This is a genomic window from Ruegeria sp. AF8 (assembly GCF_056541825.1).
In genome coordinates this window covers 15,504-28,596 of the sequence record NZ_JBQFYW010000030.1, presented here as the reverse complement: position 1 = coordinate 28,596, position 13,093 = coordinate 15,504, and the positions used below count along the sequence as shown (strand labels likewise).

12 protein-coding genes and 1 pseudogene are annotated in these 13,093 nt (G+C 56.8%); 3 read left to right on the top strand and 10 right to left on the bottom strand.

What is annotated here, in order from left to right:
* Nucleotides 1–141: 141 nt before the first annotated feature.
* Nucleotides 142–812, bottom strand: a pseudogene (locus ACR0AO_RS23660) (IS6 family transposase).
* Between the two features lie 235 nt (nt 813–1,047).
* Between ACR0AO_RS23660 and nuoH the strand changes: the two are divergent.
* From nuoH to ACR0AO_RS23645, 3 genes are all read left to right on the top strand, one after another.
* Entirely contained in the window at nt 1,048–2,034 is a 987-nt protein-coding gene (gene nuoH / locus ACR0AO_RS23655; RefSeq protein ID WP_480609110.1) for an NADH-quinone oxidoreductase subunit NuoH, read from the top strand.
* 8 nt (nt 2,035–2,042) lie between these two features.
* Entirely contained in the window at nt 2,043–2,609 is a 567-nt protein-coding gene (locus ACR0AO_RS23650; protein WP_480609108.1) for an NADH-quinone oxidoreductase subunit I, read from the top strand.
* 76 nt (nt 2,610–2,685) lie between these two features.
* The gene (locus ACR0AO_RS23645; RefSeq protein ID WP_480609106.1) at nt 2,686–3,126 is read left to right on the top strand and encodes a CBS domain-containing protein; all 441 of its coding nucleotides are present in this window, start codon (nt 2,686–2,688) and stop codon (nt 3,124–3,126) included.
* A 22-nt stretch (nt 3,127–3,148) separates the two neighbouring features.
* Here the strand turns inward: ACR0AO_RS23645 and nuoG are convergent, their stop codons facing one another.
* From nuoG to ACR0AO_RS23600, 9 genes are all read right to left on the bottom strand, one after another.
* On the bottom strand, nt 3,149–5,626 hold the full coding sequence (gene nuoG / locus ACR0AO_RS23640) for an NADH-quinone oxidoreductase subunit NuoG (RefSeq protein WP_480609103.1): 2,478 nt from the start codon (nt 5,624–5,626) through the stop codon (nt 3,149–3,151).
* Nucleotides 5,623–6,888: an NADH-quinone oxidoreductase subunit NuoF gene (gene nuoF, locus ACR0AO_RS23635; protein ID WP_480609100.1), complete on the bottom strand. Its 1,266-nt coding sequence runs from the start codon at nt 6,886–6,888 to the stop codon at nt 5,623–5,625. Before nuoF ends, nuoG begins: the two co-directional genes overlap by 4 nt.
* The gene (gene nuoE / locus ACR0AO_RS23630) at nt 6,881–7,372 is read right to left on the bottom strand and encodes an NADH-quinone oxidoreductase subunit NuoE (RefSeq protein WP_480609097.1); all 492 of its coding nucleotides are present in this window, start codon (nt 7,370–7,372) and stop codon (nt 6,881–6,883) included. Before nuoE ends, nuoF begins: the two co-directional genes overlap by 8 nt.
* On the bottom strand, nt 7,369–8,583 hold the full coding sequence (gene nuoD / locus ACR0AO_RS23625) for an NADH dehydrogenase (quinone) subunit D (RefSeq protein WP_480609094.1): 1,215 nt from the start codon (nt 8,581–8,583) through the stop codon (nt 7,369–7,371). Before nuoD ends, nuoE begins: the two co-directional genes overlap by 4 nt.
* Nucleotides 8,580–9,131: an NADH-quinone oxidoreductase subunit C gene (locus ACR0AO_RS23620; RefSeq protein WP_480609091.1), complete on the bottom strand. Its 552-nt coding sequence runs from the start codon at nt 9,129–9,131 to the stop codon at nt 8,580–8,582. The genes nuoD and ACR0AO_RS23620 overlap by 4 nt, the downstream gene beginning before the upstream one ends.
* A complete protein-coding gene (locus tag ACR0AO_RS23615) occupies nt 9,128–9,622 on the bottom strand; it encodes a NuoB/complex I 20 kDa subunit family protein (RefSeq protein ID WP_170763338.1) in 495 nt (164 codons plus the stop codon). The genes ACR0AO_RS23620 and ACR0AO_RS23615 overlap by 4 nt, the downstream gene beginning before the upstream one ends.
* Nucleotides 9,610–9,975 carry an NADH-quinone oxidoreductase subunit A gene (locus ACR0AO_RS23610; protein ID WP_480609088.1) on the bottom strand — a complete coding sequence of 122 codons (366 nt, stop codon included), beginning with the start codon at nt 9,973–9,975 and terminating at the stop codon, nt 9,610–9,612. Before ACR0AO_RS23610 ends, ACR0AO_RS23615 begins: the two co-directional genes overlap by 13 nt.
* Before the next feature lie 203 nt (nt 9,976–10,178).
* Nucleotides 10,179–11,618: an NADH-quinone oxidoreductase subunit N gene (locus ACR0AO_RS23605; RefSeq protein WP_480609085.1), complete on the bottom strand. Its 1,440-nt coding sequence runs from the start codon at nt 11,616–11,618 to the stop codon at nt 10,179–10,181.
* A complete protein-coding gene (locus ACR0AO_RS23600) occupies nt 11,615–13,090 on the bottom strand; it encodes an NADH-quinone oxidoreductase subunit M (RefSeq protein WP_480609082.1) in 1,476 nt (491 codons plus the stop codon). Before ACR0AO_RS23600 ends, ACR0AO_RS23605 begins: the two co-directional genes overlap by 4 nt.
* Between the last annotated feature and the right edge of the window lie 3 nt (nt 13,091–13,093).

The window sequence follows — 13,093 nt, the reverse complement described above, 5'->3', positions numbered from 1 at the left end:
TTCAAAGGCCGCGCAACAGGCCGAACACATGTCAGTACCCGAACCAATGCAATTGCCGGCCAAATTACCTCTTGCGTTTTGGGCGTCTACAAATGTTGCGAGGTTTCTGATCTAACAGAGAATTCACGCCGAACCTGCGGCTTAAGCAGCCAGTTCCGCAAATTGACGAAACGGACAGACTCCGGGCGTGAGTTGGCCTTTGCGTAGCATGTTAGCCACTTCGATTATATCCAGTGTAGCCGCAACTGTTGCGAAGGCTTTGAACCCCAGTATTGGCCGAATGCGCCGTTTGATGAAACCGTGGTCCTCCTCGACGATATTGTTTAAGTATTTTCCGCCTCACCATCTCGATGGGGATCGGGCAGCCAAATCCCTTTAGCATCTTGTTGATCGCCTTGTTACCAGCTGTGTTGCACCGCTTTTTTGATCCCGATTTTATCTGGGATTCAACTTGAAGACTGCGCTTTGGCAAAGAACCTGGCTGCTGCTGGACGGTTCCTGCGCTCGGACAGCATGAAATCAAGGGTGTTCCCTGCTTTGTCAACGGCCCGATAGAGGTACACCCGTTTGCCGCGAACGCGAATGTATGTCTCTTCCATGCGCCAGGAACTCAGCGTTGGGCGTTTCTTCGATTGCGCTCGCGTAGCGACCATCGGCGCATATTTGACAACCCATCTGTTGAGAGTGGCATGGTCGATCCGCACACCGCGTTCGGCCATGATCTCTTCCAAATCCCGAAACGACACTGTGTGCCGCAAATAGAAGTACACAGCGTACAAAACTGCATCCTTGGGGAAATGGCAGCCTTTCAAAAGAGATCATGCTGAAACCTGTTCGAAAACTATTCGATGAGAACAAACGTCAGATCCCGCATACCCGCCAATTGGGCACCAAAGTTTCCAACACATCCTCGCTGATTAAGTTGGCAATGCCGTTAGGTGGGCGCTCTGACAAGATCTCAGAAAATATGCTAGTCTTAGATGAATGCATTATTCCTCGGGTTGCATCCATCGCGCCCTGGTCCTGACTTTGAACGAACCTATAGCCATGGAACTCGCTATTGCAATTGGCCTGATCGTCCTGAAGGTCGCCATCCTGATCGCGGCTTTGTTGCTGTTACCGTTGCCGTTGGTCTGGCTTGAACGCAAAATCGCCGGGCACATTCAGCAGCGAATGGGCCCGATGCGCGTTGGCTGGCATGGAATGTTGCAGCCTTTGGCCGACGGTATCAAGTTGTTGACCAAAGAGGATCATATCCCTGCTGATGCTGATCGGCTGATATTCAAACTCGCCCCGGTTCTGGCGATGCTTCCGCCGTTCGTCGTGTTTGTCGCGATACCCTTTGGCGAGAGCGTTTCGGTATTGGGGCACGAAATCACCCTGTATGTCTCGGACATGAACGTGGCCCTTCTTTTCGTTTTCGCGGTGATCGGGATCGAGGTCTACGGGGTCATTTTCGGAGGCTGGGCATCTAACAGCAAATACTCTGTTCTGGGTGGGCTCAGGACCTGCGCCCAAATGATCAGCTATGAAATCCCGATGGGATTTGCCGTCATTGGGGTGGTGATGCTGGCGCAATCCATGAGCCTTCTCGATATTGTACGTGCGCAGGCCGATATGTGGAACGTGGTGTATCAGCCGGTGGGATTCTTCGTCTTCTTCGTCGCCGGTTTGGCCGAGGCTCAGCGCATTCCCTTTGATCTGGCCGAGGCCGAAGGCGACCTGGGTGCGGGATTTCACACCGAATACAGCGGCATCCGGTTCATCTTCTTCATGGTCAGCGAGTATGTGGTGATGGTACTGGTCTCGGTCCTGACAGTGATCTTGTTCTTTGGCGGCTGGAACGGTGTGTTGATCCCCTTACCGCCGATCCTTTGGTTCATTCTGAAGGTGGCCTTTTTCATCTATGTCTTCATGTGGTTCCGCTTCACTTTCCCGCGATACCGCTACGATCAGTTGATGGAGATCGGGTGGAAAGTCTTGCTTCCGCTATCACTCGCGAACATAATGATAACTGGGGTTGTTTTCCTATGAGGGCAACCATGACAGACACTGCAAACAAACGCCAAGGCTGGATCGGGTGGGCCTTCTTCGCCGACCTTGGCGACGCGCTCGCTCTGACGTTCAGCTACATGCTGTCGCGACCGGTAACCGAGCAATATCCTGACAAGGAAAAATGGCTCCCCTATTCACGCTATCGCGGCCACCATTTCCTCAAGCGTAACGAAGAAGGTGAAATTAACTGCGTCGCCTGTGAACTTTGCGCCAAGATCTGCCCCTGCGACTGCATCACCGTGGTTCCCTACGAGGACGAAAACGGTGCGCGCCACCCCAAAGTATTCGACATCGACACCGCACGGTGCCTGTTTTGCGGGCTTTGCGAGGACGCATGTCCGGCGGACGCCATCGCGTTGGGACAAGAGTACGAATTTTCCAGCTACGACTCCGCCCATCTGGTGGTGGACCGGGATACGCTCCTGACGAAGCCCGGCAAGGCCGATACCGGTGGCGGCGTGGTAAACGCACGTCTGGAAACCAAAGACGGCGTACGCGTAGAGACCGCGCAGGACACGGGATACAATTGGTGGCGGAACATTCGCCGCAGATAACGGTCCGCAATACCAGTTGCAGATACACGGAAACGCGCATGTGGCAACAGGCGGGAACTCCGCCAAGGAGGTATGAATGTTCGTTTCTGACATTTTGCGGCTGAAAGGCTCCGAGGTGATTTCGGTGAGCCCGGAAACGACGATGGTCGAGGTTCTTCGGCTCTTCCATGAAAAGCAGATCGGCCTGGCCGTCGTGGGTACGGCGCCCACACGCGTTTTGGGCACGGTTTCAGAACGCGATTTCTGCAACGCGGCGGCGCAACGTGGCGCCATGGTCGTCAATTTACCGGTGTCGGAAATCATGCGCAGCGACATCTTCACTTGTTCCAAGGATGACTTGCTGCCTAAGGTTTCGGCAACAATGATTCAAAAGCGGACACGGCACGTTCTGGTGATGGACGGCGAAACGCTTGCTGGGGTGATCAGCATCGGTGACGTGGTCAAGGCGCGCTTGGACGAAGCGCTGAGGACACAAAAGGAACTGCATGAATATATCGCAGGAACCGGGTATCACTGATCCACAACATTTCGCACGAGGTTCAGCCGTCGGCCTTTCGGACCTCAACGCGACAAGGAAATTCGCCTTTCTTCATCAGGCTGTTGAGCCGCAAGCTCCGATAACTTTCCGGGGCAAATACCAGCCCTTCGGGAAACCGCGGGTTGATCTTCAGGCGTGCAGTAAGGTGCCCTGAAGCTGATGTCACAACCACTATTTGCTTACCTGCAAGCCCTCGCTCTTCGGCATCCTTGGCACTCATCTCCACGTAAGGCTCATCCGCCACCGTGGCGAGTGTGGCAGAATATTCAGAGAATTCTCCCCCGTAAAACAATCCGTTGCCCGTAATCAGTGCGAGCCCTTCCCCGGTTGCCATTTTGGCCGGTTCTGGCACATTGAGCGATCCCTTCAAGGGCCGTTGCGACACAGACGTAAAAGCTCCATCCGGTCCTATCTGGTCAATCGAAAGGCCGAAATATGCGGGGTATGTCCTAGCGATTTCGTCAAAAATCCCCACTTGATCCGGGTGCTCAAGACCGGCATCGCCAAGTGCCGCAAACCATTCGAATATCTCGATATTGCTCCGCGCTGCGAATACCGGAGTACGGAATTTGCGGACCACCTGAACCCGTCCTTCATTGTTGGTGAATGTTCCTGACTCTTCACCATGTGCCGCCGAAGGCAGCACCACATCGGCCAGCTCGGCAATCTCCGTCTGGACCCAATCCTGCACGATCAGAAGATCCACTTTCTTGAGTGCGTCTACAACACGGGCGCGATCCGGGTAGGAGTGGACAGGATCGGCGCCCGCAATATAAAGCGTGCCGACCTGACCCTCGGCGCACAGATCGAGCACCTCACCGACCGTTACTAGCGTTTGCCCTTTCATTCCCACAGCCATGTCCAGTGCGCCCAACTGGTTCGGACGATCAAAAAGCCCCTGCAAGGCAACGGTATTTCCAAGTGCCTGCAAGCGATGCAAAAGACAATGAAGCATGGAAAACACTGCTTCGGCCTCCGGGGATCTGAACAGGTCCGTACCGATCAGAACCGTTACCCCGGGGGCAGCGGACAGAGCAGCGATCAAAACGCCCAATCCAACCTCTGACTGCTCATTTATTGCATGTGCACCGCCCGCTTCAATTTCAGAAACGATCAGTTCGGAGGGCCTCTCGCTCTGGTCGAGTAGACCTTCGAGCAACTCTGACAAAACGAAGGCCTCTGTTCCCGGGAGCATCCGCAACGCGGCGCGTGCATCAGCGTCGAGCCGCGAAGGGCGCGCCGAAAGTAGAAACAGCTGTGTCTCACCACCTCGCACCGCGCCACGCAAAATGTACTCACTGACCGGATTTTCTTCGGTCACGTTGCTACCGATCACCAGCGTGCAACCATTCTTGATGACCTCTTCGAAGGGCACGCGCGTATAGAAGTCGCGCAGCAGCGAACCAAGCCCATCGGGAAAATCGAACCGCGAAGATACCGCGACCAAATCGCTGTCAAAAGTCCCCTGCACCAAACGCCCGAACTGAAACAGCGCCTCATTTGTCAATCGGGGAGAGGCAATTCCGGCCGCCCTGCCCCTGGCCCGCGACAGTCGCGCGCGCAAATACTCGCCCGCGTCGTCCCAAGATACCGGAGTCAAAGCGTCGTCCTGCCGGACCATCGGGCGCTTGATCCGGTCTGGGCTGGCAAAGACGTCCATCCCGAACCGCCCGCGCACGCACAGGGTTTCCAGGTTCAGGCCCCTGTCCCATTGCGATCGCACCCGCATGAATTCACCGTCCCGCGTGCCCACCGTCAAATGGCAACCGGTCCCGCAATGGGCACAAATCGTATCGGTCTCAACCAGGTCCCAAGGTCGCGATTTGTAGCGGTAAGGAAAGCTCATCAGTGCCCCGACCGGGCAGACCTCGATGCAGTTGCCGCATTGATCGCAACTGGCAAGGCTGCCTTCGAACCCGGTCACTGCGGTGTCCATGCCTTTTTCGACAGTTCCCAAAGCCACCGCGCCGACCACCTCTTCGCATATGCGCACGCATCGTTGACACTGGATGCAGCGGTTGACGTTCATGATGACAACCGGGCTGAGTTGGATGTCTTTGGAATGGAACACCCGCTTGGGATCGCGGAACATGCTTTCCCGAGGGCCGTATTCCATCACCATATCCTGTAACTCGCATTCCCCACCCTTGTCGCAGATCGGGCAGTCGAGCGGGTGGTTGGCCAGCAGCATGTCGAGCATAACAGACCGTGTTTCGGCGACCTGCTCAGTTGTCGTCCGCACCACCATCCTGTCCATGACCGCGGTGGCGCAGGCGGGCTGTAGCTTGCCCTGTCCTTCGATCTCGACCAGGCACATCCGGCATGAGGCCAGGACGGGCAACCGCTTCTGGAAGCAGAAGGTGGGGATGTCGATGCCCAATCCTTCCGCAGCGCTCAGGATTGTGGTTCCCGGTTGGACTTGCACCTCATGCCCGTCGATGGTGACGGTCAGGGTGGTGATATCGCTAGTATCGCTCAATGAAACGGGCACCTCCCTTCCTCGATGTGGGTGACATACTCGTCCCGGAAATGCTCCAGCGACGCGCGCAGCCCCATCGCCGCGCCATCACCAAGAGCGCAAAATGTGTTGCCGAAAATACCGCTGCACAGCCCCTCCAACTGGTCCAGATCGTTCGGTGCGCCTTCGCCCGCTTCGATCCGGTGCAGAACCTTGACCACCCAGTCCAGCCCTTCGCGGCAGGGCGTACATTTCCCGCAGCTTTCGTGGTGAAAAAACTCGATGATACGCGTCGCAACTTTGACGATGCAGGTGTTGTCATCAATCGCGATGACCCCCGCCGAACCCAGCATGGAACCGACAGCGGCCAGTGAGTCAAAATCCATACCCACATCCAGCCCGCTTTCCGGGATCAGCGGCGCCGAAACGCCTCCGGGAATAACCGCTTTGATCCGGCGGCCTTCAGGCGGTCCACCCCCATGTTCTTCGATCAGCTCACGCAACGGGATGCCCATTGGAAGCTCGTAGAGACCAGGTTTGCATAGATGCCCGGACAGACAATACAGCTTGGGCCCCGGGCTTTTCTCCGGCCCAATTCCACAAAACCAAGATGCGCCGCGTTCGATGATGGACGGCACGCAAGCCAGCGTCTCGACATTGTTGATGACCGTAGGACTATCGTACAATCCTGCCACTGCCGGGAAGGGCGGCTTCAATTTTGGCTGCGCGCGGCGTCCTTGAAGCGATTCCAGCATCGCGGTTTCTTCACCGCAAATATAGGCACCGGCCCCTTCGTGAATATGAACGTCGAAACTGAAGTCTGAGCCCATTACGTGGCGTCCGATATACCCCTTATCCTGCGCCTCTGAGATTGCCGCCTGCAAGGTCCGGATCGCTTTCACATATTCGCCGCGGATATAGACATAAGCCGTCTCGGCCCCGATCGCATAGGCGCAGATGGACATCCCCTCGATCAGCAGATGCGGATCTTCCTCCATGATGATCCGATCCTTGAAGGTGCCCGGCTCGCCCTCATCCGCATTGCAGCAGAGGTATATCGGCTTCTCCCCGCCTTTCGGAACAAAGCTCCATTTTAAACCGGTTGGAAAACCCGCCCCGCCGCGCCCGCGTAGGCCCGAGTTTTTGACAACGTCGATGATCTCGTCCGGCGTGTATTCCTTCAACACCCTGGCAAGCGCGCGATACCCGCCGGTGGTCTCGTAGACGCTCAACCGCTGGCTGTCGGGGATGCCGACATTCCTGAGAAGGACAGCCTCAGTCATCACCGGCCTCCTCGGAGTTCCGCAATGCCGCAAGCAAGTCGTCGATCCGCATCGCATCAAGATTGCCGTGATAGTCGTCGCCGACCTGCATCACCGGCGCCATTTCGCATGCACCCAGGCATTCCACTGTGGACAGAGTGAACAATCCGTCCTCGGTAGTGCTACCCTTCGCGATGCCCAGCACCCGCTCCATATGCGCCTGCAACGCCTCTGCCCCGCGCAACATACAGGACAGGTTGTTGCAAAGCTGAAGGTGGAACCGGCCCACCTGTTCGGTGCGATAGAGCGTGTAGAAGGTGGCCAGTTCATAGACCCAGATCCGCTCCACGCCGAGGATGTCGGCAACCTCTTCCAGCACCTCGCCGGTCAGAACGCCGCGCTCTTTCTGCGCGATATATAGCGCCGGCATGATGGCCGAGCGCTGGTCGGGATACCGCGCCGCCACGACCTCAATCCGCATACGCATGTCCATGGGCGCGTTCACTTGTCGACCTCCGCCATCACCGGATCCAAACTGCCCAGCACCGCGATCATGTCTGCAAGGTAATGGGCGTTTTTCGTGCCATAGAGCGCCTGGAGATTAACAAAGGACGGTGCTCGAACCTTCATTCGGAACGGTTTGGGGCTGCCATCGCTGACGATATAGAACCCTAGTTCGCCCTTCGGAGCTTCGATTGCCGAATAGACCTCGCCCGCGGGCACTTTGAAGCCATAGGCCGAAAGGTCGAAATGCTGGATCAGCGCCTCCATCGAGCTATGCACGCGGTCCTTGTCGACCGGGAAGGCCACCGTGGGAATATCCGCAAGAAAACGGCCTTCAGGCATCTTGGCCAGGCATTGCTCGATGATCCTGACGCTTTCGCGCATCTCTTCGACCCGGCAACGCCACCGGGCATAGCAATCGCCTTCCTCATGGGTAATCACATCGAATTCGACCTGATCGTAAATTTCATAGGGTTCATCCCGGCGAATGTCCCAATCCACGCCCGAGGCCCTCAAATTCGGACCGCTGAGCCCAAGGTCGATGGCATCGTCGGGTTCAATCACACCGATACCTCTGGTGCGCTTCACGAACATCCGGTTGTTCTCGACCAACCGTTCGTAGTCGCGGATGCGATTGGGGAAGATGTCGCAGAACTCTCTGATCTTGCCTGCGAATTCCACGGGCAGGTCTTCGCGCACGCCGCCTACCCGACAATATGAGGTATGCATCCGCGCGCCGGTGACCATCTCCATCAGGTCCATGATCATTTCCCGTTCGCGCATCGCATAAAGCAGTGCAGTCATCGCGCCGAGATCCATAGGCAATGCGCCGGTGATCAGCAGATGTCCCGACAGTCGCGCAAGCTCGGCCATGATCACCCGGATGTATTGCGCGCGAATGGGCGCCTTGATGCCCAAGAGCTTTTCAACCGCCAGCGCGAAGGCCAGATTGTTCGAAGGCGGGCAGACATAATCCAGCCGGTCGGTCAGCGGAAAGATTTGAGTATAAGTGAAGTTCTCGGACAGCTTTTCCGTACCACGATGCAGATAGCCGATATGCGGGTCGACCCGTTCGACATATTCACCGTCCATTTCCAGCACCAGACGCAGAACCCCGTGCGTGCTGGGATGCTGCGGCCCGAGGTTCAACAGCACCTCCTTGGTACCCGGCAACCCGCACGGAGGCGGCCTGAGTTCTGTGGCCTCGGTCATGATTTTCCTCCGGTGCCGCCGGGGATGTCTTTGGTTTCAAGATCCGGTCGCGTTGGCGGCGTCCCCTCGGCACCAAAGGGGTTCAACTCATCCCTGTAGCCCCTGAGCGGAAAATCCTTGCGCTGCGGGAATCCTTCGAACCCCTCCCACATGTAGATGCGTCGCAAATCCGGATGGCCATCAAAGGTGATGCCATACATGTCCCACGCTTCGCGTTCGTGCCAGTTGGCAGTGCGCCAGATGCCAGCCACACTGTCGATATGCGGTGGGTCCTCCAACCGGCATTTGAGACGGATGCGCCATTTCTCGGACAGAGAATACAGATGATAGACGACCTCGAACCTGGGCGTGTCCGGCAGGTAATCGACTCCGCATATGTCCGAGAGAAAATTGAAACCCAATTCGTCTTTCAGGAATCTGCAGAGATCTACGATGATTTCAGGCGAAACGGTGAAAACGTGGATTCCATGCGCCACACCGGTGTAACAAACCGCATCGTCGAACTGCGTTTCGACCCGGGAAACGAATGGGTCTGCCGGGATGGTCATGGCCCCACGGCCCGGCCCAGCGGCGTATCCGCAAGCGCCTCGGATTTCTTGATTTTCTCCTGCAGCAGAAGGAAGCCATGCATCAGCGCCTCGGGGCGAGGCGGGCAACCGGGTACATGCACGTCCACCGGCACGAAGGTCTCGGATCCCTGTACGACCGCATAGGTGTTATAAACCCCGCCGGATATTGCGCAGGTGCCCATGGCGATGACCCAGCGCGGCTCGGGCATCTGGTCATAAAGGCGGCGGATCACCGGGGCGAATTTCCGTGTCACCGTGCCAGCAATGATCATCACGTCGGATTGGCGCGGTGACGGCCGGAACACCACTCCGAACCGGTCCAGGTCATAGCGCGCGCATCCGGCCGAGATCATCTCGATCGCACAGCAGGCGATGCCGAAGGTCTCGGGCCAGAGGGCCGATTTGCGACTCCAGCGGACGATCTGGTCGGTTGTGGTGAACAGCACGCTGTCACGGATTACGTTTCCCATTCCAACGCTCCTTTCAACCAGGCGTAAGCAAACCCAACCAGCAGCAGGACGATGAAAACGAACATTTCGATATAACCGACGATGCCGATCTCTTTCAGCACGACGGCCCAAGGGAACAGAAACATCGCCTCGACATCGAAAACGACGAACAGGATCGCGATCAGGAAGAACTGTGCCTTGAACTGACCCGCAGCCGCCTCTCCCGCAGGGTCCATGCCGCATTCGTAGGGCATGTTTTTGGCCGGGTAGGGGTTGGATGGACGCAACAGTGCCGAGACAAAAAGCGTGGCTGTCGCCACGAGGATTACCCCGGCGACCATGATGAGAACAGGCAGAAATTCAAGTCCAGTCATATCGCAAAACCCAGTGCTTCGGACCTTGCGCTCGTGATACCCGCCTACCGATCAAGGGCTTACCAGCCCCTGGGAAAGTTCGATACCTTTCCTTGTACCTGAAATGATAAACGCGGGCGCTTGTTTTTCAAAATAAAAAACATGTGCGTGCATATCAGTAGGCGGTATCGACCGAGGCGAACGTCGACGTGTTCAGTCGTCGTTCATCCGCCGGGGATCGACAGCTGCGCCAATTCCAGGAACCGCGCGGGCAGCAGACCTATCACGATAGTCCCCATGGCGGCAATCGCCAGCGCAAGTTTCAGGCCGGGCGTAAATGCTAGCTCAAACTCCCCAGCCGGGTTGCGCATGTAGATCACCATGACGATACGAATGTAGAAATAGGCCGCGATCACGCTCAGAAGCACTGCAATGACAGAAATCGCTACGTGCCCCCCTTCAATCAACGCAACCAGCACATAAAATTTCGCGAAAAACCCTGCAGTGGGCGGGATACCAGCCAAGGCGAACAGAAACAACAGCATCGACAGGGCAAGCGCCGGGTGAGACCTGGACAGGCCCGAAAAGTCATCTATGGCTTCGCCACGGCTGACCTCGGAACGCATCGCAATTACCGCTGCAAAAATACCGATATTCATGAAGGTATAAATCAACAGGTACAGCATCACGCTTGCCGCACCATCCGGACCGCCCGCCACGATGCCCAACAGCGCAAAGCCGGAATGAGCGATGCTGGAATAGGCCAGCAAGCGCTTGATATTGTCCTGCACCAATGCCACGAAACTACCTAGCGCCATTGTGAAAACCGCAATCACGGCAACCACTATCCAGACCTCCGTCGACGCCAGTAGCGGGTTCAGGACAACCCGCAGGATTACCGCGAACCCGGCGGCCTTGGGTCCGACGGACATGAAGGCGGTAATCGGGGTCGGCGCGCCCTCGTAGACGTCGGGAACCCACATATGAAACGGTACGGCGCCGACTTTGAATACCAATCCGGCAACGATGAACACAACCGCCAGCAACAGACCGGGGTCGCGCTGACTCCCGGTTACGGCGACGGTGATACCGTCGAGTTCCGTGGTGCCGGTCAAGCCGTAGATCAACGACACCCCGTACAAAAACACGCCCGTCGAAACCGCACCTAAAATCACGTATTTCAGCGCCGCTTCGTTCGAACGCACCTCGCGCCGTAATAGCCCCGTCAAAACATAGGTGCAAAGCGCCATCAGCTCGAGTCCGACATAGATTGACAAAAGATCGGTGGCCGAGGCCATGATCATCATGCCGGACAGCGAAAACAACAGCAGCACATTGTATTCTCCGCGCTGGACCCGTTCGATCTCGACATATCGGCGCGACAGCAAAAGGGTCAGCACGATGGCTATGTAGAAGATGGCCTTGAAAAAAGCAGCAAAGCGATCGGACGCGAACATGCCGGAATAGACCACCAAGTTCTGATCCGCCAATACCCAGGTCAGTGCGCCGGCGACAAGAACCACGGCTATCGCGGCCAGATCCAGAAAATACCCACGCTCGGGCCGGACGAACAGGCTCAGGAGCAACAGAACACAAGCTCCGGTGATCACCACGATCTCAGGCAAGCTGGCCAGAACCGACTGAAGGAGTTGTGCCTGATTCACTCCGCACCCTCCTGTTCATGAACCTGTGTCAGCAAGTGATCGGCCGAAATCTGGATGATGTTTAGGAATGGTTTTGGATAGAGGCCAATCCAGATCACCAGAACGGCAAGAGGCAGGATCGAGGCAAGCTCACGCCGGTCGAGATCCCAGAAATCGAACCGCTCGCTAACCCTCGCGGCACCCAGAGCCACACGCCGGAACATGCTCAGCAGATACGCGGCTGCCAGAACCGCGCCAAGGATCGAAATACCGGCAAGCAAAGGATTTGCGGCAAAGGCGCCCGACAGAATGAGCAACTCGCCAACAAATGAATTCAACCCAGGCAGCGCCATTGAGGACAGCGTGAAAATCCCGAGGAAAATAGAGCAGAACGGCGCGACTTTCATCAGCCCGCCATAATCGGCGATGCTGCGGCTATGCGTGCGTTCGTACATCAACCCGACAAACAGAAACAGCGCCCCGGTGGTTATGCCGTGGTTGAACATCTGCAGAATTCCGCCTGCCACCCCCCGGCTGTTCAGGGCAAAAATACCGAGCGTGACAAAACCCATATGGGATATGCTGGAATAGGCCACCAGTTTTTTCAGATCATCCTGCGCCAGCGCAAGCAAACCGCCATAGACAATCGCGACGGCAGAAAGGACTAGCATTAAAGTAGAAAAGTGAACCGAAGCCTCGGGCAGCATTGGCAATGAGAAACGCAGAAACCCGTAGGTGCCCATCTTCAACAGAACGCCCGCCAGAATGATACTGCCTGCGGTCGGCGCCTCGACATGGGCATCGGGCAGCCAGGTGTGCAGCGGTACCATCGGCACCTTCACGGCGAAGGCAATGAGGAATGCAAAGAATAGCCAGGCTTGTGTCACGAAACCCAAATCCGCGTCCATCAGGGCGAGAATGTCAAAGGTTCTGCCGCCCTGAAAATACAGGACGATGATTCCGATCAGAAACAGCACGCTGCCCGCCAGTGTGTAGAGAAAGAACTTGAACGCCGCATACACGCGCCGTTCTCCACCCCATATGCCGATGATCGCGTACATCGGCACTAGCATCGCTTCCCAGAACACGTAGAACAGGAACAGATCGAGCGCCGAAAAGACGCCCAGCATCAGTGTCTGCATCGCAAGCAGACTGACCATGAAGGCTTTGATCATCGTCTCAATGGCGTTCCACGATGCAAGTACGCAGATCCAGCCGAGAAGCGCGGTGAGAAAAACAAACAGAACCGATATGCCGTCAACCGCGACCGCGTATTTGATCCCCAGCGCAGGTATCCAGTTCCGTTGTTCGGCAAACTGCATCTCGTGCGTGGAGGTGTCGAAGCCCAGCAACAGCAGCAGGCAGAGACCAAAATCGGCAAGCGTCACTGCAAGCGCAGTCCATCTTATCTTCTGTGCGTCCCGCATGCACAGAACAGCCACAGCCCCCGCCGCCGGCAGGAAGATGATGAGGCTGAGCAGCGGTAACACCATGCC

Excerpts from the sequence above, each read along its gene's own strand:
- ACR0AO_RS23615 (WP_170763338.1), bottom strand. The coding sequence starts at position 9,622 with ATGGGAAACGTAATCCGTGACAGCGTGCTGTTCACCACAACCGACCAG.
- nuoD (WP_480609094.1), bottom strand. The coding sequence starts at position 8,583 with ATGACCGAGGCCACAGAACTCAGGCCGCCTCCGTGCGGGTTGCCGGGT.
- ACR0AO_RS23620 (WP_480609091.1), bottom strand. The coding sequence starts at position 9,131 with ATGACCATCCCGGCAGACCCATTCGTTTCCCGGGTCGAAACGCAGTTC.
- nuoH (WP_480609110.1), top strand. The coding sequence starts at position 1,048 with ATGGAACTCGCTATTGCAATTGGCCTGATCGTCCTGAAGGTCGCCATC.
- ACR0AO_RS23610 (WP_480609088.1), bottom strand. The coding sequence starts at position 9,975 with ATGACTGGACTTGAATTTCTGCCTGTTCTCATCATGGTCGCCGGGGTA.
- ACR0AO_RS23650 (WP_480609108.1), top strand. The coding sequence starts at position 2,043 with ATGACAGACACTGCAAACAAACGCCAAGGCTGGATCGGGTGGGCCTTC.
- ACR0AO_RS23600 (WP_480609082.1), bottom strand. The coding sequence starts at position 13,090 with ATGGTGTTACCGCTGCTCAGCCTCATCATCTTCCTGCCGGCGGCGGGG.
- ACR0AO_RS23645 (WP_480609106.1), top strand. The coding sequence starts at position 2,686 with ATGTTCGTTTCTGACATTTTGCGGCTGAAAGGCTCCGAGGTGATTTCG.
- nuoF (WP_480609100.1), bottom strand. The coding sequence starts at position 6,888 with ATGACTGAGGCTGTCCTTCTCAGGAATGTCGGCATCCCCGACAGCCAG.